The 25133-nt window shown below is 63.8% G+C and carries 22 protein-coding genes; 8 read left to right on the top strand and 14 right to left on the bottom strand.

Annotated elements, in window-relative coordinates:
- Positions 1-30: 30 nt before the first annotated feature.
- The 8 genes from EDC35_RS05420 to cobJ all read right to left on the bottom strand — a co-directional run bounded on the left by EDC35_RS05420 (position 31) and on the right by cobJ (position 5350).
- Entirely contained in the window at positions 31-360 is a 330-nt protein-coding gene (locus EDC35_RS05420; RefSeq protein WP_132976196.1) for a hypothetical protein, read from the bottom strand.
- A gap of 98 nt (positions 361-458) precedes the next feature.
- A complete protein-coding gene (locus EDC35_RS05415) occupies positions 459-974 on the bottom strand; it encodes a DoxX family protein (protein ID WP_132976195.1) in 516 nt (171 codons plus the stop codon).
- Positions 971-1747: an HvfC/BufC N-terminal domain-containing protein gene (locus EDC35_RS05410; RefSeq protein WP_132976194.1), complete on the bottom strand. Its 777-nt coding sequence runs from the start codon at positions 1745-1747 to the stop codon at positions 971-973. The genes EDC35_RS05415 and EDC35_RS05410 overlap by 4 nt, the downstream gene beginning before the upstream one ends.
- Positions 1744-2655: an MNIO family bufferin maturase gene (bufB, locus tag EDC35_RS05405; protein ID WP_132976193.1), complete on the bottom strand. Its 912-nt coding sequence runs from the start codon at positions 2653-2655 to the stop codon at positions 1744-1746. The genes EDC35_RS05410 and bufB overlap by 4 nt, the downstream gene beginning before the upstream one ends.
- 22 nt (positions 2656-2677) lie before the next feature.
- Complete coding sequence (locus EDC35_RS05400) at positions 2678-2986, bottom strand: BufA1 family periplasmic bufferin-type metallophore (RefSeq protein WP_132976192.1); 309 nt, start codon at positions 2984-2986, stop codon at positions 2678-2680.
- Positions 2987-3173: 187 nt separating this feature from the next.
- Positions 3174-3350 carry a zf-HC2 domain-containing protein gene (locus tag EDC35_RS05395; RefSeq protein WP_132976191.1) on the bottom strand — a complete coding sequence of 59 codons (177 nt, stop codon included), beginning with the start codon at positions 3348-3350 and terminating at the stop codon, positions 3174-3176.
- Positions 3351-3372: 22 nt separating this feature from the next.
- Complete coding sequence (locus EDC35_RS05390) at positions 3373-4074, bottom strand: sigma-70 family RNA polymerase sigma factor (protein WP_207896118.1); 702 nt, start codon at positions 4072-4074, stop codon at positions 3373-3375.
- A gap of 22 nt (positions 4075-4096) precedes the next feature.
- The gene (gene cobJ, locus EDC35_RS05385) at positions 4097-5350 is read right to left on the bottom strand and encodes a precorrin-3B C(17)-methyltransferase (RefSeq protein WP_132976190.1); all 1254 of its coding nucleotides are present in this window, start codon (positions 5348-5350) and stop codon (positions 4097-4099) included.
- Between the two features lie 456 nt (positions 5351-5806).
- On the opposite strand from cobJ, the gene EDC35_RS05380 reads away from it, so the two are divergent.
- The 4 genes from EDC35_RS05380 to EDC35_RS05365 all read left to right on the top strand — a co-directional run bounded on the left by EDC35_RS05380 (position 5807) and on the right by EDC35_RS05365 (position 10811).
- The gene (locus tag EDC35_RS05380) at positions 5807-8398 is read left to right on the top strand and encodes a putative bifunctional diguanylate cyclase/phosphodiesterase (RefSeq protein ID WP_243651454.1); all 2592 of its coding nucleotides are present in this window, start codon (positions 5807-5809) and stop codon (positions 8396-8398) included.
- On the top strand, positions 8395-9174 hold the full coding sequence (gene cobM / locus EDC35_RS05375) for a precorrin-4 C(11)-methyltransferase (RefSeq protein WP_132976189.1): 780 nt from the start codon (positions 8395-8397) through the stop codon (positions 9172-9174). Before EDC35_RS05380 ends, cobM begins: the two co-directional genes overlap by 4 nt.
- Before the next feature lie 157 nt (positions 9175-9331).
- A complete protein-coding gene (locus EDC35_RS05370; RefSeq protein ID WP_132976188.1) occupies positions 9332-10162 on the top strand; it encodes a sirohydrochlorin chelatase in 831 nt (276 codons plus the stop codon).
- Positions 10149-10811: a precorrin-8X methylmutase gene (locus EDC35_RS05365; RefSeq protein ID WP_132976187.1), complete on the top strand. Its 663-nt coding sequence runs from the start codon at positions 10149-10151 to the stop codon at positions 10809-10811. The genes EDC35_RS05370 and EDC35_RS05365 overlap by 14 nt, the downstream gene beginning before the upstream one ends.
- A gap of 41 nt (positions 10812-10852) precedes the next feature.
- Here EDC35_RS05365 and EDC35_RS05360 read toward each other — a convergent pair whose 3' ends face one another.
- Positions 10853-11329, bottom strand: a complete 477-nt coding sequence (locus tag EDC35_RS05360) for a DUF29 domain-containing protein (RefSeq protein WP_132976186.1) — start codon at positions 11327-11329, stop codon at positions 10853-10855.
- 301 nt (positions 11330-11630) lie between these two features.
- Between EDC35_RS05360 and cobI the strand changes: the two genes are divergently transcribed.
- The 4 genes from cobI to EDC35_RS05340 all read left to right on the top strand — a co-directional run bounded on the left by cobI (position 11631) and on the right by EDC35_RS05340 (position 14512).
- The gene (cobI, locus tag EDC35_RS05355; protein ID WP_132976185.1) at positions 11631-12383 is read left to right on the top strand and encodes a precorrin-2 C(20)-methyltransferase; all 753 of its coding nucleotides are present in this window, start codon (positions 11631-11633) and stop codon (positions 12381-12383) included.
- Entirely contained in the window at positions 12371-13099 is a 729-nt protein-coding gene (locus tag EDC35_RS05350) for a cobalamin biosynthesis central domain-containing protein (protein ID WP_132976184.1), read from the top strand. The genes cobI and EDC35_RS05350 overlap by 13 nt, the downstream gene beginning before the upstream one ends.
- On the top strand, positions 13096-13497 hold the full coding sequence (locus EDC35_RS05345; protein ID WP_132976183.1) for a cobalamin biosynthesis protein: 402 nt from the start codon (positions 13096-13098) through the stop codon (positions 13495-13497). Before EDC35_RS05350 ends, EDC35_RS05345 begins: the two co-directional genes overlap by 4 nt.
- 262 nt (positions 13498-13759) lie before the next feature.
- The gene (locus EDC35_RS05340; protein ID WP_132976182.1) at positions 13760-14512 is read left to right on the top strand and encodes an SDR family oxidoreductase; all 753 of its coding nucleotides are present in this window, start codon (positions 13760-13762) and stop codon (positions 14510-14512) included.
- A gap of 290 nt (positions 14513-14802) precedes the next feature.
- Here EDC35_RS05340 and EDC35_RS05335 read toward each other — a convergent pair whose 3' ends face one another.
- The 5 genes from EDC35_RS05335 to serB form a co-directional block, all read right to left on the bottom strand.
- The gene (locus EDC35_RS05335) at positions 14803-17556 is read right to left on the bottom strand and encodes a CHASE domain-containing protein (RefSeq protein WP_243651452.1); all 2754 of its coding nucleotides are present in this window, start codon (positions 17554-17556) and stop codon (positions 14803-14805) included.
- Between the two features lie 114 nt (positions 17557-17670).
- On the bottom strand, positions 17671-18063 hold the full coding sequence (locus EDC35_RS05330) for a hypothetical protein (protein WP_243651450.1): 393 nt from the start codon (positions 18061-18063) through the stop codon (positions 17671-17673).
- A gap of 153 nt (positions 18064-18216) precedes the next feature.
- Positions 18217-19062, bottom strand: coding sequence for a PA4780 family RIO1-like protein kinase (locus tag EDC35_RS05325; protein ID WP_132976180.1), 846 nt, complete (start codon positions 19060-19062; stop codon positions 18217-18219).
- A gap of 166 nt (positions 19063-19228) precedes the next feature.
- The gene (locus EDC35_RS05320) at positions 19229-23461 is read right to left on the bottom strand and encodes a GAF domain-containing protein (RefSeq protein WP_132976179.1); all 4233 of its coding nucleotides are present in this window, start codon (positions 23459-23461) and stop codon (positions 19229-19231) included.
- A 150-nt stretch (positions 23462-23611) separates the two neighbouring features.
- Positions 23612-24835, bottom strand: a complete 1224-nt coding sequence (gene serB, locus EDC35_RS05315; RefSeq protein ID WP_132976178.1) for a phosphoserine phosphatase SerB — start codon at positions 24833-24835, stop codon at positions 23612-23614.
- Positions 24836-25133: the final 298 nt, after the last annotated feature.

Below are 25133 nucleotides of genomic sequence, written 5' to 3'. Positions count from 1 at the left end.
CCAGGCCTTCCGGATTTCGTTCAGGTGAGATCAGGCAATCGGGGGGCGATAAAGCGAATCGGGCACACGGCCGTCGAGGTGCCGGATCAGTGCGGCGCCATGCGTCGCGCAACCGCCCAGGTCAGGTAAAATCAGCGCCGCCGCCGCGAGGGCGGGCGTCCCGATGGTGCAGTGCAGGGCGCAGGCCTGACAGTCGAGCAGCCGCTCGCCGTGGTCCGGCGGTTCGAGATCCGGGCTGGCGCCTTGCGCATGAAGCGGACAGGCCGCAGCGGTGTCGGCGGAAAAACCGGCATCCTGATGTGCGCAACCAAGCAGCGCGGACGCCAGAACCTGCGTCTGCATGATCAGCCAGCAGAGCATGAACAGGATTGAGATCGGGTGTCGCGCGCGTTTCATGCCAAGACTATAAGGCCGCTGTCGCGGACCAACAAGCCGGTGTCACGACGGCTGAGAGATCGTCATCCATCGCCGCGCCGACCATCCCAGAGCCAGCAGTCCACCGACAGGCGTCCCGGCCCGGTGGCGGCCAGATAGAGCAGAATGGTCGCCCAGGTACCGTGGACGGCCCAGGCGTCCGGATAGACCAGGAACTGGATGACGGCGGTCATGCCCAGCAGGGCCAGCGCCGAGAAGCGGGTCGCCAGACCCATGAGCAGCAGAACCGGGAACAGATGCTCGGCAGTCGCGGCGGCATAGGCCGCCAGTTCGGGCGAGACCAGCGGAAACCGGTATTCCTCCCGGAACAGAAACACCGCCGAGTCCGACAGCCGCGGCCAGCCCGGCTCGAAGGTGCCATTCACGAGGTCGATGGAGAATCCCTCGACCTTGGTCTGGCCGGACCTCCAGAACACGGCGGCGATGGAGAAACGCCCGAGCAGGGCGATCAGGCTGTGCGGGATGCGCTCCAGCCACGGGACGGGGGCGGCAACGGCGGCAGCCAGACGACTCGGCAGGGATGGAGCATCAGCCTTCATGGGTGGATCCTCAGGTCGGGGTCGTGGATACCGGTCAGCACCTGCTCGCGCAGCAGGACCGTCAGACAGCGGGTGAGATCGAAATCCGCCCCGTCGGCGGCCAGCGCTGCCGCCTCGCCCAGGGTGAGACCATGGCGCAGCGCGGCGATGAAACGGACATCACCGACCGCCATCGGCAGCACCCGCACCGAGCGATCATGGCGCAGCACCCAGGCGCTTTCGGGCACGTCAGGATCGATGTTCGCTGGCGTCTCGTCGCCTTGATGCGCCGCCCAGATCGAGACCACCGCGTAACGCGAATCCAGGGCGGCGAGGCTGGGATGCAGCCTCAGGCGCAGCGCGGGCAGTCGCTCCGGCCCGGCCATGACGGCGGCCAGAGTGGCTGGATCCATGGGCTCGGCGTCGCCCGCGTGGAGTGCGTCCAGGCAGGCCAGCTCCAGCCGCGCCAGGTCGGGCAGGCAGGGCCAGTCATCGGCCAGATGGCTGGCGGCAACGAAGTCTGCGAAACCCGCGCCGTAGCGCGCCAGGACCGGTGAACGCGGTGGCTGGTCGCGCACGAAGGCGCGCGCCAGAGCGCGGAAACGCGCCGCGCCGAGCAGCGCCTGACAGACCGGGAAGGTATCGGCGATGGCCCCCATCAGCGACACCGTGACGTTGTTGCGATAGACCGCGAACCGCTGCACGGGGTCGGACCCGTTCCAGGTGACGAGACCGGCGGGGACCGTCCGCGCCGGGTCGAGCAGGGCCGCGCACCAGTCTGTTTGACCACTCATGCGGCCACCTCACGCCCGGCATCTGCGCGGGTCAGACAGGTCTGGGCGCGAGCGGCCTCCGCGAACAGCCGCGCGAAATCGGGGACCGCGTTGTCCCATTCGATCAGCGTGGGCTGGGGGCCGATGCGCTCCAGCGTCCAGGCATAGAGCGACCAGACCGCCGCGTCCACGGCGCTGCCGTGGTCATCGATCAGCAGCGGATCGCCGACGCTGTCGGTCTCGCGATGGAACCCGGCCAGATGAATCTCCCCGACCTGCCCGAGCGGCAGCGCCGCCAGATAGGCATGCACGTCTCGCCCGTGGTTGGTGCAGGAGACATAGGCATTGTTGACATCGAGCAGCAGACCGCAGCCGGTGCGCGCCACCAGCTCGCCGATGAAATCGGTCTCGCTCAGGGTGGAGCCGGCGAATTCGATATAGGTCGCCGGGTTCTCCAGCAGGATGCGCCGCCCGAGCGCTTCCTGGGCCTGGTCGATGTGGGCGCAGACCCGGTTGAGGGTGCAAAGATCGTAGGGGACCGGCAGCAGATCGTTCCAGAAGACGCCGCCGTGGCTGGACCAGGCGAGATGCTCCGAGAACATCGCTGGCCGATAACGGTCGAGCAGGTCGCGCAGGGCGTGCAGATGGTCGCGGTCAAGCGGGTCTTCCCCGCCGATCGAGAGCCCCACGCCATGGATCGAGAGTGGATAACGCTCGGCGATGCAGGTCAGGTCGGCATGCAGCGGGCCGCCAGCGACCAGATAATTCTCGGCATGGACCTCGAAAAACCCGAGGTCTGGCCGTTCGTCCAGGATGTCGGGAATATGTTGCGGCTTGAGGCCCACGCCGGCCCGGGGGGGCAGGCCGGCGTGGCGCCCTGACCGGGGAGCATCCGCCGGGCTTGAAATGAAACTCGGCACTGAGATCATGGCTGACGCTCCCCGCTGGTTCTCAGGACTTGTCCTTGAAAGCGGCGAGCTGACCGTGGCCGGTTGGGGAGGTCGGTGAGGCGGTGGTCACGCAACTGTCCTTGGGCACCAGCTTCCAGGCACTGCCCTGATAATCCTTGGTGGAGGTTCCGGCGCAGGAGGTGCCCGGCCCGGCGGCGCAGTCGTTCTTGCCCTTGAGGGCGACGCCGTAGCACTTTTCCTTGGCGCCGTTCTCGGCCGCACCCGCTGGCACGGCGGCGATGGTCAGGGCGGTACCAAGGGCCAGGGCGAGGGCGGCGGCGGTCACGGTCTGGTTGGCGGTCGTGGTCATGGATCGGCTCCAATAATGTGATTCAGTGAATGAAAACGGTCGATCAATGCGATGTCGAAACCCAGAGCCTGAATCGCTCCGTTTGCGGTCTCGGGGAATAGTCGGCGGGGGAAGCGGATCCTTACAGCCGAATCGCGTGGAGCCTCGAAAAATATTGACCAGGCCGATATGGCATGAGGCGCTCGCCTCAATTCCCGCCCGACCGCATCCGCATTGCAGCGCGCAGGAAGGCGATCTGTTGCCTGAAATTGCGGCAGCCGCCGCACATCATCAGGTGGAATCGCAGCGCCATCCGTTCGCGCCAGCGCAGTGGACGGTCCAGATCTTCCGACATCAGGTGGGTGGCTTGCTTGCAGTTCATCATCCAGACAGCACTCCGACAATCCTCAGTGGGTAAACCAGGTTTCCTCAAGACACAGGCGCAGGCTCATCCGCGCGCGGTGCAGGATCACCCAACAATTGGACGTCGTGATGGCCAGTTCCTGACAGATCTCATCGGTGTCCAGCTCCAGGAACTCACGCATCATGAACACTCGGGAGGTGCGCTCGGGCAGGTGGTCGAGACAAAGCTCGAAGACGCGCCAGAACTGCTGCTGCTCCAGCGAATCGTCCGGATCCGCCCAACGATGCGGCCGGTGCTCGGTCGCCCAGTGACCGCGCTGATCGAACAGGGTGTCGAAACCCTCGCGTTCCTCATCACTGCCTCCCAGTTGGGAGATCGGCACCTCACGCTGCCGCACGCGCAGGGCATCGATGATCTTGCGCTTGAGAATGGAAAAGACCCAGGTCTTGACCGTGGACCGATTGGCGAACTCCGCGTGACCCTGCAGGACGGCGATCAGCGTCTCCTGCACCGCATCCTCCGCCATGGCGGGATCGCGCAGTTGAAGCGTCGCGAAGCGGACCAGGTCGGCTCGATGTTCTCCGAAAAAACCCTGGAGCCGATCGGCAAGGGTGACGGACGCTTCCGGGGATAAGTGACCTCTCGTCATGACGGCAATGTATCCGGCAGGAATCCTGGTGAATCGAAAGATACCACGGCACACATCCACAGCCATGGCCCGGTCCGGCATGGCGATCGCGCGCAATCTCGTGGCTGGACGGCGCCGATCAGATCCAGGGCTTTTGCAGTGAACGGCGGCACTCGATCCGTAACAGGTTCGCCCCATCGACATCCTGGAACCAGACGGAATCCCCGGCGGCTGACCGGACCAGATAGGCGTGCCGAACCGACGGCCAGGGCAGTTCGACCCGCCAGCCGGCCCCGTCGATGATCAGCCTGTCGCCATCCTCGCGCGCCCGCTGGCCGGCCAGATCGATGGTCACGCCGCCCTGCCCTGTCGCCGACAATCGCAGCCTGGCGTCCTCCCAGGTCAGGGCCCGTTCAAGGAGTTCGCGCGAATCCGGCGCCAGTGTCACGTTCAAATCGTCCGCCCCGGTCTCGGCCAGCGCATCGAGCACCTGCGAATGGCTGGCCGAGAGCGCCAGCGCCGCCGCGTCGATTCCCTCTCTGGCAGCCTGCTCCCGCAACTGTCGCCGCCAGCCATCGAGACCGCTGGAGAGCGAGACACGCGGCGCCTCGCCCGGTCGCGTGGCGCCATCGGCCAGATCGTATTTCGCGGCATAGCCGCGCGGCGTGACCATCAGACCCTCGCGCGCGAAGCTGCTGGAATTGCCAATGATGAGGCTGGTCAGCATGGTGACATCGCCATCGGCCATGTCGGCGAGGGTGGTCAGGACGACCGCTTCACGCGGACGATAGGCCGCCTGCACCACGGCAACCGGGGTCGCCGGATCGCGATGACGCAGAAAGCGGTCGCGGGCCTCCAGAATCTGACGCGGACGGCGACTGCTCCTGGGGTTATAGAGCACGGTCACGAAATCGGCGCGCGCAGCGGCCTCCAGGCGGCGCGCGATCACCGGCCAGGGGGTGAGCAGATCCGACAGCGAGATGGCGCAGAAATCGTGCGTCAGCGGCGCGCCGACCAGCGAGGCGCAGGAGGATGCCGCCGTCACCCCCGGCACCACCTCGACCGCAATCCCCTCCCCCGGCGTCCAGCCCTGCTCGAACAGCACCTCGTACAGTGGTCCGGCCATGCCGAAGACACCGACATCGCCGGACGACACCAGCGCGACCCGGTGTCCCTGTCGCGCCAGATCGAGCGCCTCGGTACAGCGGTCGAGCTCCTCGGCCATGCCTTTCTCGATGACCTCTTTGCCCGCCAGCAGGTCTTCGATCAGGCGGGTATAGGTGCGATAGCCGATGACGACATCGGCTTGCGTGATCGCCTCGCGCGCCCGCGCCGTCATGTGCGCCGCATCGCCGGGGCCGATGCCGACCAGATAGATCTTGCCGAATGTCATGATGTGAAGGATTTCCTGATTTCAGTTAAACCGCGCCCGGTGCGGCAGGCGATGTTTAGGGATTGGGTCGGCCTTTGCAGAATCGACGGCGGTTGGCGCTGGCGCGGTTTAAGATATTCAATAACATGAAATTGTAAAAATCCACCCGCAAAGCGGGTGGCTTTGGGGTCATGGGCTGCCGCGAGTGGCTGTCTTGCACCGCCGTGCAGAAGTCCCGAGACCGTCTCTGATCGTTGTCGTTGTCGAAGATTCGCAAGCCGACGACGATTACGACAACGACAACGACAACGATCAGCATCGGTGCAGTTGGCCCCGGCGAGTCGCTCTGGCTGGGACGCCTATCGCTCTGGACGCGGTTTAGTGTCCAGACTGTCCCGGACGCTGGACTTTCCGCCCCACTGACAGAGATACTCGTCATTGCCATCCTGATGACACGGCTGAAGTCGAAAACGACTCATGGAAATGATTCAGCGTCATGCATTTGAAGCGACCCTGGCAGCGACGGCTGAGTTCGTCTCCGCGCCGAGCCGTCAGGGCTTCTGCGCGGAAATCGTCCGCCATGCCGCGGAAACGCTGGCGCTCGACTATGTACACATTGCCTGTCTGGTGCCGGGGGAGCGGCGCGTCGCCACCCAGTCCGCCTGGCTGGATGGACGACTTTTTGCAAACTGGTCCTACGACATTTCCGGCACTCCCTGTCAGGAGGTCTTGAGCGGCGCGCGACGCTGCATCGCATCCGGGGTGCAGGCCATGTATCCCCAGGACGAGGATTTGCAACGGCTCTGCGCCGAAAGCTATGTCGGCGAACCCATCCGCAACTCGTCGGGCGACGTCATCGGTCTCATCGTCGGCATCGGTCGTTCGCCGCTCGCCCATGCCGAACTGGTTCAGGCGACGCTGCGCATCCTCGCCATGCGGGCTGGCGCCGAATTCGAGCAGCGCGCGACACTGGACAAACTGATCGACAGCGAGTCGCGCTATCGCCTGGCCTTCCAGACCAGTCCCGATTCGATCAATATCAACCGGCTCGCCGACGGACTGTATCTGGATATCAATGAGGGTTTCGAGCGATTGACCGGCTGGACGCGCGACGAAGTCATCGGCAAAACCTCTCGCGAACTCAAAATCTGGCACGATCTGGCCGACCGGCAGCAGCTTGTTGACGCGCTCCTGCACGCCGGCTACTGCGAAAATCTGGAAGCCCGCTTCGCCATGAAAGACGGACGGGTGATCACCGGACTCATGTCGGCCCATATCATCACCCTTGGCGGTGAGTCATGCATCCTCTCGATCACGCGCGACATCACCGACATGCGGCGGGCGGAGGCCGCCCTGCGCGAGAGCGAGGCCCGCGCGAACAGCATCCTGCGCGCCGCACCAGTAGGCATCGGAGTACTGGTCAAGCGTGTATTCAGAGAGGCCAATGACACCCTTCTGCGCATGGTGGGTTACAGCCGCGAGGAGTTGATCGGTCAATCTTCGCGCCTGCTCTATTCATCCGATGCCGAGTTCGAGCAGGTCGGACACGATATTTACACGCAGGCTCTGGAGCAGGACGTCGGCACGCTGGAGACCCGCTGGCAACGCAGGGATGGCACGCTGATCGATGTGATCCTGTCCACCTCGCTGATCAACCCGGATGATCTCGATCAGGGCGTCACCTTCAGTGCGCTGGACATCACCGCGCGCAAGGAGACCGAAGAGCAGATCCGTCAGCTCGCCTATTTCGATTCGCTCACCGGACTGCCCAACCGCCGTCTGCTGCTCGACCGACTGGGTCACGCACTGATCAGCAGCCAGCGCAGCCGGCAGTACGGCGCGCTGATGATGCTCGACCTGGATCGGTTCAAGGTGCTCAACGACACGCAGGGCCACGATGTCGGCGACCGGCTGCTGATTGAGGTCGCACAGCGCATCACCACCAGTCTCCGCGAGGGTGACACCGTCTGCCGTCTGGGCGGCGACGAATATGTGGCGATACTCGAAGACCTGGGCACGGATGAGCAGGCAGCCGCCAGTGCGACCGAGATGATCGCCGAGAAGATCCGGGCCGCGCTCAACACACCTTACACCCTGACCGGTGACGGCAAGACCCATTACAGCACGCCCAGCCTGGGTCTGACCCTCTTCTGCGGCCATGACGCGCCGATTGACGTCCTGCTCAAGCAGGCGGACGTGGCGCTTTATCAGGCCAAGGACGCCGGGCGCAACACGACACGCTTCTTCAATCCGGCGATGCAGGCGGCCATCGAGTCGCGGATGGCGCTGGAGACCGCGCTGCGTCAGGCGCTGGTCGGGGATGAATTACAGCTCTTCTACCAGCCGCAGGTCGATCAGGATGGATGCTGTATCGGCGCCGAGGCGCTGCTGCGCTGGCGGCACGCCAGGGATGGACTGATTTCTCCCGCCGAGTTCATCCCGCTGGCCGAGGAGACCGGGCTGATCCTCCCCATCGGTCAATGGGTGATGGACACCGCCTGCGCCCAGCTCAAGATCTGGGAGACCCAGGCGCACTGCCGTTCCTGGCAGTTGGCGGTCAATATCAGCGCGCGGCAGTTTCACCAGCCCGATTTCGTCACCCAGGTCCGGTCCAGTCTGGATCGCTCCGGGGCCAATCCGCAACGACTCAAGCTGGAGCTGACCGAGAGCGTGGTGCTCGAAAACGCCGCCGAGGTCGCCAGCCGCATGCAGCAGATCAAGGCGCTCGGCGTCGGCTTTTCGATGGACGATTTCGGCACCGGCTATTCCTCACTGTCCTATCTCAAACGGCTGCCGCTCGATCAACTGAAAATCGACCAGTCATTCGTGCGCGATATCGCCACCGACCCCAATGACGCCGCCATCGTCCGCGCCATCCTGGCGATGAGTCAGTCGCTGGGCATCGACGTCATCGCCGAGGGAGTGGAGACCGAAGAGCAGCGCGCCTTTCTGCACGCCAACGGCTGTCATCTGTTTCAGGGCTATCTGTTCGGCAAACCCAGACCGATCAATGAGTGGACGCTCTGCACCTCGATCCCGGCGCATTCAGCGCAGAGAGTGAACCTGTGAGCGGTCAAGTCTGGTTCGTCGGCGCCGGTCCGGGCGCAGCGGATCTCATCACGGTGCGCGGCACCCGGCTGCTGGCCGAGGCCGGGGCGGTGCTCTATGCCGGGTCGCTGGTGTCGAAAGCGGCGCTGGAATGGACCCGGGCGGATTGCGAGATCGCCAATTCAGCCGGGATGACGCTCGATGAGATTGCCTACTGGCTCATCGAGCGGGCGGCACGACACGCCACCGTGGTGCGCTTGCAAACCGGTGACCCGAGCCTGTACGGTGCACTCGCTGAAATGGCGCGGCCATTGGACGCCGCCGGGATCAGGGTTGGAATCGTGCCGGGCGTGTCCTCCGCGATGGCCTCGGCGGCAGCGGCGGGCGAGACGCTCACCCTGCCCGAAGTCACCCAGACCCTCATCTTCACCCGTATCGCCGGACGCACGCCGATGCCTGAAGGCGAATCCCTGGCGGCGCTGGCGGCGCACGGTTGCAGTCTCTGCATCTATCTCTCGATCGATCGCATCGCATCCGTCGTCGCCGAGTTGCGATCCGCCGGCTGGTCCGATTCGGCCCCCATCGTGGTGGTCGAAAAGGCGAGCTGGCCGGGCGAGGAACGCATCCTGCGCGGCACCCTGACCGACATCGCGGCACAATGCCGTGAGGCCGGCATCGACCGTCAGGCCATGATCCTCGCCAGCCCGGCACTCGGCGCGCGTGAACGGGACACGACCGCCGTTTCGCGGCTCTATGACGCCGGTTTCGCGCATGGCTTCAGGGGTTCGACAGACTGAATCCATGCATCAGGCGCGCCTCCGAATATGTTTTTGACAGGATTAACAGGATTTTTTAAAGCATTGTTTTAAATCTTTTAAATCCTGTAAATCCTGTCTAAATTCAAATCCTTTGCGCCTTGGCGGTTCAAATTTAATCTTGACGGAGCCTGACTGAATGACGAACGAAGTGATCCTGCTGGTTGCCCACGGCGCCCGCGATCCCGGCAACGAGGGCAATCGCGAGGTCGAGGCATTCGCCGAGCTGTGGCGCGCCCGGCACCCGGACGCCAACATCCAGGTCTGCTGGATCGAATACGCCGACATCCTGCTCGAAGCAGGTCTGGAAAAGGCGGCCACAACCGCCGGAAGCGGCGGACGGGTCCTGGTGCTGCCGCTGATCCTCAACCCGGCGGGTCATATCCGGGGCGACATCCCGCAGGCGCTCGACGCCGCGCGGCTTGCTCATCCGACGGTCGAGTTCCGCTATGCCCCACACCTGGGAACCACTCAGCAACTGCTGAAGGCGCTGCGTTACCGTCTGCATCAGGCGATGGTGAGTTTGCACATGCCCGACCCGCGCACTACCGGCGTGGTGCTGCTGGCGCGCGGCGCCTCGGACATGGAAGCGACCGGCGAGGTCGCCAAGATGGCGCACTGGATCTACGAGACCACCGATCACGAACTGGTGCTGCCGGCCTTCACCGGCATCTGTTTTCCGCGTCTGGAGCAGGTGGTGCAGCGACTCGACCGGCTCGGCATGAGCCAGATCATCGTCCTGCCCGACTATCTCTTTACCGGACGGCTCATCAAACGCATCGCCCAGCAGGTCGAGCGTCTGCGTCTCCAGTATCCGACCCGCAGCATCGTCCAGGCCGGTTACATCGGCGCGCATGAGCAACTGCTTGATCTGCTGGATCTGCGTCTGACCCAATGCCGTGACGGCAGCGCACTCCTGCCCTGCGACGGCTGCTCACTGGCCCTGGCGGCAGAACATGATCACCCTTAGCGACGCACAGGGCGGCGCCCTGCTGACCGCCGCTGGCGCTGCCATCGAACGCGAATCCTTCGCCACCATCGACGCCGAGGCCGCGCCGCACGACTACGACCCGGCGCAATGGTCCGTGGTGCGACGCATGATCCACGCCAGCGCGGATTTCGACTTCAACGGACTCACCCGCTTCCATCCGCAGGCGATCAGCGCCGGACTGGCGGCGCTGCGCGCGGGATCGCCGATCCTCTGCGATGTGGAGATGATCCGCGCCGGGCTGTCCAAGGTCCGCATGGCTGGATTCGGCTGTCAGGCCCATCAGCTCATCGACCGTCCCGAGCTGATCGAACGCGCCCGCGCCGAAGGCACCACCCGCGCGGTGCAGGCGATGCGTCAGGCCGCGCGCGAAGGGCTGCTCGATGGCGCGCTGGTCGGTATCGGCAACGCCCCGACCGCGCTGCTGGAGGTTATCCGGCTGATTGATGAAAACGGCGCACGCCCGGCGCTGATCGTCGGCATGCCGGTCGGTTTCGTCTCTGCGGCTGACTCGAAAGCCGCGCTGATGAGCATCGGGACGGTCCCCTGGATCGCTATCGAAGGCCGCAAGGGCGGGTCAACGCTGGTGGTTGCGGCAATCAATGCGCTGATGGTGCTGGCAGGCGAGTAAAGTTGAATGGACCGGATTTTCAAGCCATTCTGACGATGAGATCATCTTTCTCGACCATCTCTTTCAGGGTAATGGCCGTCTTCCAGAATGCGCTCGACCGGATAAGGGCAGACTTCCGGCAAACGCGCGAGCGGTTGTCCGGTTTCCTTGGCGGCATCCCGACGCGCGCGGGGATATTCTTTAGCCACCACCGCATCCAGCTCCACACGCAGGCTGGGGCTGTCGGTCAGGATGTCCTCGATCTCGCGCCGCGCCTGATCAATGGTGAGTTCCCAACTGGTCGAACGGCGCTCCGGCTGATATTCCCACTTCAAGAGATGCATCAACAGATTCCGCAGATAACTGCTCAGTGCCCGTCGCTCGCGCTTGCCCATATCATCCAGTTCCTCGGCAATAGCCGACCAGTCGAGATCGCTCATACGACCGGCGCGGATCGCGGATGCGGTCTGGACTGCCCAGGCGGCGTAATCCTGTTCGTAGCGAACGGCGGATGGAAATCGCTTGGTCAACACCGACATGACAGATCCTCATTGCAATCGATTGACCGACTGATTTTAAACCGCGCCCAGCACGGTATGCGATCTTTGTGGATCGGATCGACCCTGGCAGACTCAAGGATTATCGGCGCTGGCGCGGTTTAAAATATTAAAAAATATAAAGTTTTAAACCGCGTCTCCACTGATGGAGATGACATCTCCAAAGTCAAACACAAACTGAAAACTACGCATATCGCGCTGGACGCGGTTTAAGCGAAAGAAAGCGCGGTTTAATCCTGAAAAATCCTGTGAATCCTGTCCATTTCTCCCCGGAGCCCGCTGCATGACCGGCTGTCTCACCGCCGCCTCCCTTGGACCGGGCGATCCCGAACTCATCACCCGTGCCGCCTGGTCGGCGCTGGTCTCCGCCCCCTGCTGGGCCTGGCCGGTCAATCAGGAGGGTGCGAGCTATGCGCTCGCCATCGTCGAACGCGCCGGACTGAGCGCGCCCGCCGAAGGGCTGGCGCTCCATTTTCCCATGACCCGCGACCCCGAGACCCTGGCCCGCGCCTGGACCGAGGCGGCGATGCAGGTCGTCGAACGGCTGCACGCGGGCGAGGATGTGGTCTTTCTGGTTGAGGGCGACGCCTCGACCTATTCGACCTTCGGCCACCTGGCCCGCGCCGTGCGCGCCCTGGATCCGGGCCTGGAGGTGCGGATCATCCCCGGCGTCTCCTCATTCAACGCAGCGGCGGCGGCCATCGGTCAGCCGCTGGCGGATGGCGAGGAGCCGCTGGCGATCTATGCGGCCCCGGAGGCGATGCGTGATCTGGACGCCCTGCTGACGACCTTCGATGCGCTGGTGCTGCTGAAGGTACGTCCGGTGCTGGACGCGCTGATTGCGGCACTCGATGCACGTGGTCTGCTCGACTGCGCGGTCTTCATCGAGTGCGTGGGCACGCCGGAGGAGCGCATCGTCCGCGACCTGTCCACGCTGCGCGGCACGCGGGTGCAGTATCTCTCGCTGGTGCTGATCCGGCAGGATCGCGCGCGCGGTCTGGGTCAGACGCCGCCAGGTGCGCCATGCACACCCTGATTCTCGCCATCACCAGGACCGGCGTCGAGCTGGCCGGCACGCTGGCGTCACGCCTGGACGATCCGCCCCGCCTCCTGGTTCCAGAGCGGTTTCGTGACCGGCTGTCGGGCATCGACTCCGCGCGGATCGACACCTACGCCCCGCCGCTCTCGGCGCGGATGGGCGAGCTGTTCCAGACCCATCGCGCGCTCATCATCATCGGCGCGGTCGGCATGGCGGTGCGTCTGATCGCGCCGCATCTGCGCAGCAAACTGACCGATCCCGCCGTCGTCGTCATCGACGAGGCGGGGCGCTTCGCGATCCCGATCTGTGCGGGACATCTGGGCGGGGCCAACGCGCTGGCCGAACGGGTCGGCGCGCTCATCGGTGCCGTGCCGGTCATCACCACGGCATCCGACACCCAGGGCACCATTGCGGTCGATCTGCTCGGGCGCGAGCTGGGCTGGCGGATCGAGGCCAGCCCCGAGACCCTGCTGCGCGCGGCGGCGGCAGTCGTCAACGGCGAGCCGGTGGTCGTCATCGAAGAAGACTGCGGGCGCGAGTGGTGGCCGGATACGCGACCCCTGCCGGCCAATCTGCGCTGCGTACCCGCGCTGGAACAGGCCGGCGAGGCCGCTGCCTATCTGTGGGTGACGCGCCGCGCCATCGATCCCGTTTCGATGGAACGCCTGGGCGTCCCACTCGTCCTCTATCGTCCACCGGAAACGACACCATGACACCTGTGACCATCGGACTCGGATGCGACCGTGGCGCCGCGCTCGCGACCTTCGAAGCGGCGCTGACCGAGGCCACGCGCGGGCTGGGCGAGATCGCGGTGCGCGCCATCGCAACCATCGACCGCAAGGGCGACGAACTGGCGATCCTGGAACTGTGCGCCAGACGCGGCTGGCCACTGCGCCTCTATTCAGCCGAGGCGCTGGCGCAGGTCGCGGTGCCTCATCCTTCGGCAACCGTGATGCGCGTCATGGGCACGCCCGCCGTCGCCGAGGCCGCCGCACTGCTGGCCGCCGGGGTTGAAATGAACGATCTGCTGGTCGAAAAATACAGGTATCGCGGGACAGACGGCAAAAACGTCACCGTCTCGATCGCGCGCTGGCGGCAGGCTGGCGATTAAATTCCGGGAAAGTTCGTTCGTACCCGCCCGAAACGCCGTCAATGGACAGGATTAAACCGCGCCCGGTGCGGTATGTGATGTTTGGGGATTGGGGCGGCCTTGGCAGCATCGACGACCGTTAGATCTGGCGCGGTTTAAGATATTAAAAAATATAAAATTTTAAACCGCGTCTCCACTGAGGTCGATGACATCTCCAAAGCTAAACACAAACTGAAAATGACGCATATCGCGCTGGACGCGGTTTAAATTGGGAGCAGAAAACATGTCTGAATCATTTTCACGCATCGCGATTGTCACCGGAGCGACCTCCGGGATTGGCGAGGCAACGGCCAAACGCTTCGCCGCCGCCGGCTTTGCGGTCATTGGCAATGGGCGCAATGCGGCCAAACTGGCAGCACTCGAAGAAAGCATCGGCCCCGCATTCTGCGGGGTCGCAGGGGATGCCTCGGATCAAGCCGTCGTGGAACGGCTGTTCGACACCGCCCTTGAGCGATTCGGACGATCGGCCGACATCGTCGTCGCCAATGCCGGACGCGGCCTGGGCGGGTCGGTCAAGGACGCCGATCTGTCCCAATTCGAGGCGGTGGTCAGAATCAATCTGACCGGCACCCTGGCACTGCTGCAACAGGCTGCACAGCGCCTGCTGGCCGCGCACGAGACAGGAACGGCAGCGGATATCGTCATCGTCGGCTCAGTGGTTGGGCGGCATATCTCGCCCTTCAGCGCCGTCTACGGTTCTACCAAGTTTGCCGTGCATGCGCTGGCCGAAGGGCTGCGGCGCGAAGTGGGACCGCTGGGGATTCGGGTCTCGCTGGTGGAACCCGGCATCGTGGTGAGCGGATTTCAGGCGGTGGCCGGCTACCAGGATGAGATGGTGCAGGGCTTTGAGGATCGCTTTGGTCCACTGCTGGTTGGGGAAGACGTGGCGAACGCCATTCACTTCATCGTCGCACAGCCGCCGCATGTGCATATCAGCGATCTCATCGTGCGTCCCACCCGTCAGGATTATCCCTAAACCGCGCCCAGCACGGCATGCGATCTTTGTGGATCAGATCGACCCTGGCAGACTCAAGGATTATCGGATCTGGCGCGGTTTAAGATATTAAAAAATATAAAATTTTAAACCGCGCCCCACTGATGTCGTTGACTTCCCCAGAGCTAAACACAAATTGAAAATTACGCATATCGCACTGGACGCGGTTTAGCGCAGAACCCTGGAAATCCCGAGATCGTTCGTTGTTTTTCGTTGTCGTAATCGAAGACTCGCAAGCCGAAGACGACAACGACAACGACAACGGTTGTTTCTCAGTGGCTGTCAGGTGCGCCCGGCAGCCATTTGAGGAGCGCGCGATAGAGCTGCTCCGGCTCCACCGGCTTGCTGATGTGGTCATTCATGCCCGCCGCCAGACATTGCCCCCGATCCTCAAGGAAGGCGTTGGCGGTCAAGGCGATGATCGGCAGATGTTCGCATCCTGGCAGCCTGCGAATGGCGCGGGTGGCGTCCAGACCATTGAGGACGGGCATCTGCACATCCATGAGCACCAGCGCGTAATCCTGTTCGCGCACCCGTTCCACCGCCTGCTGTCCGTTATCGACGACATCCACCATCAGTCCGGTACTCTCAAGCAGCACCAGGGCGACCTCCTGATTGACCGGGTCGTCTTCGACCAGCAGCACACGCAAACCGGCATGACGCCGGGCGATGAGCTGCTCCGCCAGAGATGACGACGGCTCGATCAGCGCAGGGGCTGACGTGGAGACGGACACAACCGGTTCGACCCGACGCAGCCACGCGGTCATCCAGAAGGCGCTCCCTCTCCCCATTGCACTGATGACACCGACCTGCCCACCCATCAGATGCGCCAGACGCTTGGCGATCACCAGCCCCAGACCCGTACCGCCGAAGCGACGGGTGGTCGAGTCGTCGGCCTGAACGAATGGCTCGAACAGACGCGACTGCTGCTCCGGCGTCATGCCGATACCCTGGTCTTCGACCTCCAGACGCACCAGAACCTCCTCGCCGTCATCCTGAATGAGCCGGGCGCGCACGACGATCCGACCCTGCTCGGAGAATTTGATGGCATTGCTGACGAAATTGAGCAGCACCTGTCGCAGACGCAGCGCATCCCCGACCAGTTGCGCCGGAATCTCGGGGGCAATCTCACGAGCCAGGGTCAGCCCCTTGCCGCGTGCGCGCTCACCCAGCAGGCTGAACACATTCTCAATCACTCGGACAAGCGAAAATTCGCGCATGTCCAGCGTGAGATGATCGGATTCAATCTTGGACAGATCGAGGATATCGTCGATGATCTGCAACAGATGCGCGGCGGCCTCACCGACCTTGAGCAGCCAGTCATGCATCCTGGGCGCGGTGGATGCGCTGACCTCTTTCAGCAGCAGATGATTCAGGCCGAGGATGGCGTTCATCGGAGTGCGGATCTCGTGGCTCATGTTCGCCAGGAAATTGCCCTTGGCCCGGCTGGCTGACTCGGCGGCGTCGCGCGCCTCGATCAGCTCCCGCGTCCGCGACTCGACCAGCGATTCAAGATGGACGCGATATTCCTCCAGATCGTCCTCTGCCCGCCTGCGCTCGCTGATGTCGATGTTCAGGCCCAGAATGCCCTGGATCCCGTCACCGACGCGGATCGGGACGATGATGTTCTGAAAGACGCGCAGTTCATCGTTGACGACATACACCACTTCCTCGTCCACGATCTCCCCCGCCAGGGCGCGACGGTTGTTGGACTGCCAGATCGCCAGTTCCTCCGGGGTCGTTCTGGTCTCTTCCGGGCGCAGTCCGAGAATGCTGCCCCAATGCGCCACCAGGGGCGCGTTCTCCATGAAACAGCGTCCCTCGCAGTCGCGCGCCCAGAACTCGAAGGGCACGTTGTCCACGGTCGCGCGCAGGAGCGATTCGCGCGCCAGCAGCTCGCTCTCGGCCCGTTTGCGCGCCGCCAGTTCCATGAGCAGTTCCCGCGCACGGGCGCGGACCTCGATGAGCGCCAGGACGAGCGCGGTGAGCAGAAGGCTGATGACGCTGCCGATGAGCGCCACCGACCAGATCCGGTAGTCATGAAAAAAGCCGGTCTGGAGACCAGGTCGCGCCAGACTCAGGGTCCAGCGATTCCCATTGAAATCGATGACCCGATGCACGGCGTCCGATGCCTCAAGGCGCGAGGCGCCGGAAGGATGATCATCGATTCGGGTCGCTGGTCTGAACCCGTTGGACGGAGGCTGGAAATCGGCGGGATTGTCGTAAAGCAGGGTCTCGGGCGCGATCCGATCGCCGTCATGGATCAGGAGATGAATCTCCCGGCCACCATTACGCTCCCAGTCGCCCACGATACCGGCCATGAGATCGTTCATCCGGTAAGGGCTGTAGACCCAGCCGAGCAGCGCGGCGCGGCGCTGCTCAATGGTGTCGGTCGGCAGGTCGGTGCGATAGACCGGCACATACATGAGCGTCCCGGCCTGAACGTCCTGCTCCGTCTCCTGCACCAACTGCACCTTGCCGGAGAGCGCCGCCAGATCCTTGTCCCGCGCATGCTCCATGGCCGCCCGCCGCACCGGCTCGGAGAACATGTCATAGCCAAAGGCGCGCAGATTGCGCCCGGAGAAAGGCTCCAGATAGATGATCGCGGTATAGGGATCACGTTCGCCTTCGGGTCGAATCCGATAATCCGGAAAGCCCTGGGCGCGGATCCTGTCGAGATGCGCCGCCAGTTCGCTGGCCGGAATCAGCAGCGAAAAACCAATGCCCTGAATGCCGGGGAGATTCAGATCGATCCTGCTGCGCACGATGAATTCGCGCCATTCGTTCCGCGTGACATCCTCAGAACCGGCGAAGAAGGCCGCCCCGCTCCGCAGCACCTGGGCATGGGCATGGAGCCGGGCGTCGATCCGGGCCGCGATCTCCTCGCCAATCAGCACCAGCTCGCGGCGATGCAGGGACTCCACATCCCGCTCGGTATACAGGGTGGCGAGCGTGGTCAGGGTCAGCCCCATCGCCAGCACGACCCAGGCCCGCCAGACGCGCCGACTGCCGTGAGAGTCTTCCATCCACTCACCCTCGCTCGCTATGCGATTTACACGAGTTAATTCTGTTCAGATGGCGCGCCTGCCGGCCATCTGCCGGGTCGCTTTGAGTTTACCCCAGTTCCTGAGGTGCGTTCACTATCCGGTGAGACCCAGGGTCGCCCGCAAAACGTCCACATCGTCAATGAAATGAACCTGGCCGGTGTCCGCCGCCATGACCGTCACCTTCCCCGGCTCGCGCGGCAACACGCGCGTGTCGTCCGCTGTGCGTCCGAGGAGGATCGGATAGGGACGCTTGCGCAGCTTGGGCAAGGCGAACATCGTGATCACCATCTGCGGCATCGCACTGATGTCGGCGACGAGGCGAATCCCGGCGGCGGCCAGACCGTCTCCGGTCTGATCTTCAAGGACGGCGTCCACCACTGAGGCGGCGGCTTTTTCGGCGGCAAAAATCAGATAACGGGTGCCGCCTTCGATGGTCTGCGGCTGGTCATGCTGGTCGTTGAGTGTCAGGGTGGGCAGGTGTTGCACGCGGATGTCCTCATCGCGAAAAGCGCCTCACACTACCGGCCATCGGCTCATGCCGCAACTGTCGGATTGATTTCCAGGCTGAGATAACCGTTGGCCGAATGGGTTGCGAGAAACCGCTCCGCTCAGGGTCGGGATAGAGCGCCGCATTCGCCATCAGGCGTTTTCGCGCATCTCCCGACGCCGTCGCGCCTCCTCTTCAGCGTCGTGGATTTCGCTCAGGATGCTGTCGAGATCAACCCGCTGATGCTGGCCTTTGAAATGGCCGGTGAGGGCGACCTCCGGCGTCAGATGGCCGTGTTCGTACAGATGCCAGATTTCCTCGCCATAGCTGGTGGTCAGGAGTTCCGGCGCAAACTGACCAAAATACGCCGCCAGATTGCCGACATCCCGCTTGAGCATCCAGGGCGCATGGTTGTTGGCGGCGGCATCGACGGCCTGGGGGAGATCGATGATCACCGGCCCCTGGGCATCGACCAGCACATTGAATTCGGAGAGATCGCCATGGACCAGTCCGATGCAGAGCATCTTCACCACGTCGGCGATCAGTGAGCCGTGATAGGCCAGCGCCTGCGCCGGCGTCAGATCCAGATCGTTCAGCCGGGGCGCCGCCTCGCCGTCGGCGTCGGTGATCAGCTCCATCAGCAGGACACCATCGATGAACTGATACGGCTGGGGCACCCGCACCCCGGCCGCTGCCAGACGATAGAGCGCATCGACTTCGGTGTTCTGCCACACGTCTTCCTGTTCCTGGCGACCATAGCGGGAACCCTTCGCCATCGCCCGCGCCTGACGGCTGCCGCGCACCTGACGCCCTTCGCGATAGAGCGCCTGCTTGTGAAAACCGCGTTGATTGACGGCTTTGTAGACCTTGGCGCAGCGAATGGCGCCTTCAGCGCGCACCACATAGACCGCTGCCTCTTTGCCGCTTTTGAGCGAGCCGAGGACTTCATCGATCAGTCCTTCATGGACCAGGGGTTCGAGACGTTTGGGAATTTTCATGGTCGCCTTGATGGAGGGAGGACGCACGGGCCGGGTGCGGTTGCATGAGAAAGGCGGGATGCCGTGTCATCACCACTTGGATGCCTCGTTGCACGCCTGTTCTATCGGGAAGATGCCGCCGCACAGGCGGCTTGGCAGTTGATGACTCTCTTAAGGGATACGTCTCTTAAGGGTTGAGCGTCTTGAACGCCATCCGCAGCGTCTGCAGGGCTTCATCGTAATCGAAACGCCTGATCTCCGCTTCCAGCCGGGCGGCCTGAGCGCCCAGCACCATCTGGATGCGTTCGCCCGCATTCATCCAGAAATCCAGCGCGCGGGTATCGTCAGCCGCCAGCAGCGACTCGAGTTCAGCAAGCACGGGCCGCGCCCTGGTCCAGTCTTCTGGCGAGACCGGCGGCGCTGAGGCTGGCGCGAAACTGGACTGGATGGCGGGGATGGACTGAATCTGCGTCAGAAACTGATCCAGTTGTGCTGCCATCTCGCTGATGCACGTCTCAAGCTCGGGTGTCGAAAGCGGCTCGCTCAGGCTCTGTTCCAGATTCAGGGCGGACTGACGCAGACTGTCGGCACCGAGCGTCGCGGCGATGCCCTTGAGCGTATGGGCGAGTCGTCGCAGGTCATCAAAGGCGCCGGATGCGAGATGCTGGCGCAGGGTGGCCGCATCATCGCCATGACCCTCGATGAAGAGCCTGAGCAGACGCACATAGCTGGCCGGATTATCGCCCACGGCCTGTAGACCGCGCGCCACATCGACACCCTGCATGGTCGCGAGCGCGGCGGTCAGCAGTGCATCGGGATGATCTGGCGACGACTCCGGCCCGGCGACGGGCAGCGGGCCGGAGATCGGCGGCAGCCAGCGCAGGAGGGCGGCATAGAGCAGATCGGGCTGCACCGGCTTGCCGATATGATCGTTCATGCCGGCCTCCAGACAGCGCAGGCGGTCTTCATCGAAGGCGTTGGCGGTCATGGCCAGAATCGGGAGATCCGCCCTGCCGGGCAGTTGGCGAATGGCGCGGGTGGCGGTCAGTCCATCCATGACCGGCATCTGGATATCCATGAGCACCAGGGCGTGATCGCCATCGCGCACCCGCGCCACCGCCTGCTGGCCGTCATCCGCCACATCCACCAGCAGACCGACAGCGCTGAGCAGTTCGAGCGCCACCTCCTGGTTGATGGGATCGTCTTCGACCAGCAGCAGCTGCGTGCCGGTATAATGGTGTGCGAGGAACCGCCCTGGACTGGCCGCGCCGGGCCGTGCGCCGGACGCCGTGGCGGATGACCCGGACGTGACCGGCGCCAGCGGCACGCTGACCCAGAAGGTGCTGCCTTCGCCGAATGTACTCTCCACCCCGACCTCTCCTGCCATCAGACTGACCAAACGCTTGCAGATCACCAGTCCCAGACCGGTGCCGCCATAGCGGCGGGTGGTCGAGCTGTCGGCCTGGACAAAGGGCTGAAACAGACGTGCCCGCTGCTCCGGGGTGAGACCGATCCCCTGATCGCGCACCTCCAGCCGCAGCCTCACCCGCTGACCGTCCTTCCCGCTCAGGCCGGCGCGGATGCGGATCTCGCCAGCGGCTGAAAACTTGATGGCGTTGCCGACGAAGTTCAACAGAATCTGCCCCAGACGCAGCGAGTCGCCGCGCAGACGCGGCGGCACCTCGGGATCCATGACGCCGGTCAGGATGAGCCCTTTGGCGGCGGCCCGTTCACCCAGAAGACTGAGTGTGTGGTCAATGAGCTGGCGCGGTGAAAATTCGGTTTCATCCAGGCTCAACTGTCCAGCCTCGATCTTGGACAGGTCGAGAATGTCGTTGATGATGCTCAACAGATGCTGCGCCGCCTCGCCGATCCGGGCGATCTGCTCGCGCGGTTTGGGGGCGGTGATCTCGCGCTCCAGCAGATGGGAAAGACCGATGATGGCGTTCATCGGGGTGCGGATCTCATGGCTCATGTTGGCCAGGAAGGCGCTCTTGGCGCGACTCGCCACCTCAGCGGCATCCCGCGCCTCGGCCAGCGCCAGCTCGGCGCGGCGACGCATCAGAATGCGCCACAGCCCATCGGCGATGAGCTGCATCTGCTGCACATCGGATTCGTCGTAATCGCTGGTCTTGTTGCCCACGCCCATGAGCATGCGGATCCTGCCGCCATCGCTGAGCGGGACACCCAGATGACGCACGATGGGGGTATGGCCGTCGGGCAGGCCGCGACGCCCTCCCACCCTGGCATAATCGTTGTGAATCGCCGGCTGACCGGTGCGTGCCATTTCTGCCCAGACGCCCGCCTCAGAGACCGGATAATGGCGTGAATCGGTCTGCGCGGCACAGACTTCCAGGGTGCTGCGCGACCAGGCGCAGAGCTGGATGGTTTCCTGGTTCTCGTCAAGAAAATGCAGATAGCCGACGGCGCTCCCGGTCAGCGCCACCGCCATGTCGATCCCCTGCTGCAACAGCTCGCGCTCATCCAGATCGGGCGCCAACTGGCTCAACTCAAACAGCTTTTTGAGACGCAGATCGCTCCGGTGCAGCAGACGGTTGGCCACCTCCAGTTCGATGGTGCGCGAGGACACCAGATCTTCCAGATGATGGCGATGCTGATCAAGCTCGATCATGGCCGATTTGGTTTCGGTGATATCGCGGGCGATTCCGAGCACCCCGATCGGCTCACCCGTGGCGTCGCGCACCGGGGTCTTGATGGTTTCAAAGAGTCCGTGATACCCGTTCTCAGCAAAGGTCAGCCACTCCTCGTTGACGCTCACCCCCCCCTGATCCAGCGCCTTGCGATCATGGGTGCGGAAAAAGTCGGCAAGCTCCCGGTCCACGAAGTCGTAATCGGTCCTGCCCAGGATCGCCGCCTCCGGCGCACCGTACAAACGCTCGAACATCCGGTTGCAGGCGAGATAGACGCCCTGGAGATCCTTCACCCAGATCAGGTCAGGGACCGCATCCATGACGGCCTGGAGACGATCCTTGGTCGCCCGGATCTCATCCTCCTGGTGCCGGTGCTCGGCAACCAGAACATAATGATCGAGCGCATAGGACAGATCGGTCGCCATGGTTTGCAGCAGCCAGCGCGCATCGGCGTCGAAGGATCCGGGCGCAGCGGCGTAGAGACAGAAGACGCCGATCACCTGACTGCGTCGAAACAGCGGGAAAACGGCCTTGGCGCCCCAGCCATAACGCGCCGCACTGGCATGCCAGAACGCCATGACCGGATCCTGGAGGATATCCTGACACCAGTCGGGCTGGCCGGTGCGGATGGCGACGCCGATGGGATCCTGGGCGTATGAACCCTCTTCGTTAAGCGAGATTTCCAGATCCGCCAAACTGTCGCTGCCGCTGCCGAAACAGACCCGTGGGCGGATCTGGCCGGTCGCCGGATCGATATAACCGACCCAGGCCAGGACCATGCCGCCGAAGGTCACGGCATTGCGGCAGATCTGCTGGAGCAGTTCGTCCTCGCCGGTTGCGCGCACAATCGCCTGATTGCACTGACTCAGCGAGGCATAGAGCTGCGTCAGTCGCTCGATCCGCGCCTCGGCCTGCCGGAGCTGGCGCTCGGCCTGGTCTTTCTCGGCGGCCAGCGCCTCGGTCTGGCACCAGATCTCTTCTCTGGTCAGATTGGCGCTGATCCGCTCCATCAGATTGTGGCGGGTCACCACACCCAGCACCCGTCCCGCATCGTCCACCACCGCCAGATGACGCAGCCGCTGCTCCTGCATCAGGTGCGCCGCCTCCGGCACCGGAAGATGCTGACTCACCGTTCGCACTGGCGCATGCATGACCTCGCGCAGCCGGGTGCGGTCAGTCCGACTGCCGAACCCATCAACCAGCAGACGCGGAAGATCGCGCTCGGTGAGAATGCCGAGTGGTCGCTGATCTTCCACGACCAGCGCATAGGACGCCCGCTGACGCAGCATCAGACCCAGGGCGTCGGCGAGTGGCGTATCCGGGGCCAGGAAGGGTCGCTCGCGTTCCATCACCGATTTGAGATCGTCGATCTGCTCCAGGAAGCGCGCGCCCAGATGCCGGCGAAAATCGGTTTCGCTGACGATCCCCACGACCAGACCCGCGCCATCCACCGCCACCAGATGACGCACCTGCTGATTGAGCGACAGACGGTAGGCGGTCGCAAAATCGAGCATCGCCGACGCGGTGATAACCGGCGTGCTCATCGCCTCGGCGATGGCGGTCTCCGGATCCGCCCGGTCATGCAGCAGACGCAGCAGATCGCGCTCGGTGAGGATGCCGACCGGGGTGGTGCCGTCCATCACCAGCAGCGAGGAGATGCGCGCCTCAGCCATCAGCCGCGCCGCCTCCGACAGGGCGCAGTCCGGCGACACGGATCGCACCACCCGACTCATGATGTCGGCGAGCGTCAGATCGATGACCGGGGGCATGCGGGAACTCCTGAAATGGCGGCGTAAGAGATGGCGAGCGGCGATGGTGAATGAAGACAGGATTAACAGGATGATTCAGGATTAAAAATTTTTAAAACAATGTTTTAAAAATCCTGTCAATCCTGTCTGAATTAACGCAATGGGCATCGCCTAAACCAAACCAGCGACATCCCGATCACGCATGCCCAGCAGATAGAGGATACCGTCGAGCCCGACGGTGGCGATGGCATGGCGCGCCTGACGGGTCACAATGGGTTTGGCATGAAAGGCGATTCCCAGCCCGGCGATGGAGAGCATCGGCAGATCGTTGGCGCCATCGCCAACCGCGATCACCTGCTCCAGACGAATGCCCTCGCGCGTGGCGATCTCGCGCAGCAGGGTCGCCTTGCGCGCGCCATCGACGATCTCGCCCGTCACCTCGCCGGTCAATTTGCCGTCGTGGAATTCCAGCCGGTTGGCATAAACATAGTCGATGCCAAAACGCCGTTGCAGATGCTCGGCAAAATAGGTGAAGCCGCCGGAGAGGATGGCAACCTTGTAGCCGAGCCGCTTGAGCGTGGCGATCAGACGATCCGCGCCCTCGGTAATGGGCAGACGCTCGGCGATGCCGGCCAGCACCGATTCATCAAGCCCCTTGAGTAGCGCCATGCGCCGACGGAAGCTCGCCTGAAAATCCAGTTCGCCGCGCATCGCCGACTCGGTGATGGCCGCCACTTCCGCGCCGACCCCGGCTACCGCCGCCAGTTCGTCGATCACCTCGGTCTGGATCAGGGTCGAATCCATGTCGAAACAGACCAGACGCCGGTTGCGCCGGAAGATGTCGTCCTCCTGAACCGCGACATCGACCTCCATCACCTGCCCCAGCGCCAGCAGCGCGCCGTGCAGCTCGGAGAGATCCGGGACCGCGCCACGCACCGAGAGTTCGACCGAGGCCAGTGCATGCGGCTGACGCCGGTCGCGGCGCGACAGACGCCCGGTCAGACGCGCGATGCGGTCCACATTCAGCCCGCGCTCGGCGACCACGGCGGCGACCCGTGCGATGTGCTCGGCCTCGATCTCGCGCCCCAGCAGGGTCAGGACATGGCGCGGCTGGCCCTGATCATGCACCCAGGCTTCGTAAGCGTCGTCGTCAATGGGCGTGAAACGGATATCCAGCCCCATGCCGTGGGCGCTGAACAACAGCTCCCGGAACACCGGCGCCGCGCCGCCATCACGCGGCAGCTCGACCAGCAGACCCAGCGCCAGGGCGTTATGGATGGTTGACTGACCGATGTCCAGAATGGGCACATGGTAGCGGGCGAGGATCTGGGTCAGGGCAGCCGTGATCCCCGGACGGTCCTCGCCGGTGACATTGATCAAAACGATTTCGCTCATCGAAAATCCTGTGCAGGCCAGCGAAGACCCCCATTGTAAGCGGGATGGGGCGCACCGCCACAGACTGGCACAGCATCTTGGAAATCCCGAGGCCGTTCGTTGTCGTTGTCGTTGTCGTTGTCGTAATCGAAGATTCACAAGCCGAAGACGACAACGACAACGACAACGACAACGACAACGACAACGAAAATGATCGGAGACGGTCTCGGAAGGTCTGCACTGCTGCACTGGCGCACCAGACTCGACATGGGCGCGGGAGACGACCAGGCCCGAAGCCGCGCGACAGCTCGGGCTGGGA

The sequence above is a fragment of the Thiobaca trueperi genome (assembly GCF_004342175.1).
Lineage (GTDB): Bacteria > Pseudomonadota > Gammaproteobacteria > Chromatiales > Chromatiaceae > Thiobaca > Thiobaca trueperi.
Note: the sequence above shows the minus strand (reverse complement) of the source record. Positions and strands in the feature narration are given on the sequence as shown.

Excerpts from the sequence above, each read along its gene's own strand:
- EDC35_RS05340 (WP_132976182.1), top strand. The coding sequence starts at position 13,760 with ATGTCTGAATCATTTTCACGCATCGCGATTGTCACCGGAGCGACCTCC.
- cobI (WP_132976185.1), top strand. The coding sequence starts at position 11,631 with ATGACCGGCTGTCTCACCGCCGCCTCCCTTGGACCGGGCGATCCCGAA.
- EDC35_RS05365 (WP_132976187.1), top strand. The coding sequence starts at position 10,149 with ATGATCACCCTTAGCGACGCACAGGGCGGCGCCCTGCTGACCGCCGCT.
- EDC35_RS05320 (WP_132976179.1), bottom strand. The coding sequence starts at position 23,461 with ATGCCCCCGGTCATCGATCTGACGCTCGCCGACATCATGAGTCGGGTG.
- EDC35_RS05370 (WP_132976188.1), top strand. The coding sequence starts at position 9,332 with ATGACGAACGAAGTGATCCTGCTGGTTGCCCACGGCGCCCGCGATCCC.
- EDC35_RS05410 (WP_132976194.1), bottom strand. The coding sequence starts at position 1,747 with ATGAGTGGTCAAACAGACTGGTGCGCGGCCCTGCTCGACCCGGCGCGG.
- cobJ (WP_132976190.1), bottom strand. The coding sequence starts at position 5,350 with ATGACATTCGGCAAGATCTATCTGGTCGGCATCGGCCCCGGCGATGCG.
- EDC35_RS05345 (WP_132976183.1), top strand. The coding sequence starts at position 13,096 with ATGACACCTGTGACCATCGGACTCGGATGCGACCGTGGCGCCGCGCTC.
- EDC35_RS05395 (WP_132976191.1), bottom strand. The coding sequence starts at position 3,350 with ATGATGAACTGCAAGCAAGCCACCCACCTGATGTCGGAAGATCTGGAC.
- EDC35_RS05360 (WP_132976186.1), bottom strand. The coding sequence starts at position 11,329 with ATGTCGGTGTTGACCAAGCGATTTCCATCCGCCGTTCGCTACGAACAG.
- EDC35_RS05350 (WP_132976184.1), top strand. The coding sequence starts at position 12,371 with ATGCACACCCTGATTCTCGCCATCACCAGGACCGGCGTCGAGCTGGCC.
- serB (WP_132976178.1), bottom strand. The coding sequence starts at position 24,835 with ATGAGCGAAATCGTTTTGATCAATGTCACCGGCGAGGACCGTCCGGGG.
- EDC35_RS05400 (WP_132976192.1), bottom strand. The coding sequence starts at position 2,986 with ATGACCACGACCGCCAACCAGACCGTGACCGCCGCCGCCCTCGCCCTG.
- EDC35_RS05415 (WP_132976195.1), bottom strand. The coding sequence starts at position 974 with ATGAAGGCTGATGCTCCATCCCTGCCGAGTCGTCTGGCTGCCGCCGTT.
- EDC35_RS05335 (WP_243651452.1), bottom strand. The coding sequence starts at position 17,556 with ATGGAAGACTCTCACGGCAGTCGGCGCGTCTGGCGGGCCTGGGTCGTG.
- EDC35_RS05325 (WP_132976180.1), bottom strand. The coding sequence starts at position 19,062 with ATGAAAATTCCCAAACGTCTCGAACCCCTGGTCCATGAAGGACTGATC.
- EDC35_RS05420 (WP_132976196.1), bottom strand. The coding sequence starts at position 360 with ATGCTCTGCTGGCTGATCATGCAGACGCAGGTTCTGGCGTCCGCGCTG.
- bufB (WP_132976193.1), bottom strand. The coding sequence starts at position 2,655 with ATGATCTCAGTGCCGAGTTTCATTTCAAGCCCGGCGGATGCTCCCCGG.
- EDC35_RS05380 (WP_243651454.1), top strand. The coding sequence starts at position 5,807 with ATGGAAATGATTCAGCGTCATGCATTTGAAGCGACCCTGGCAGCGACG.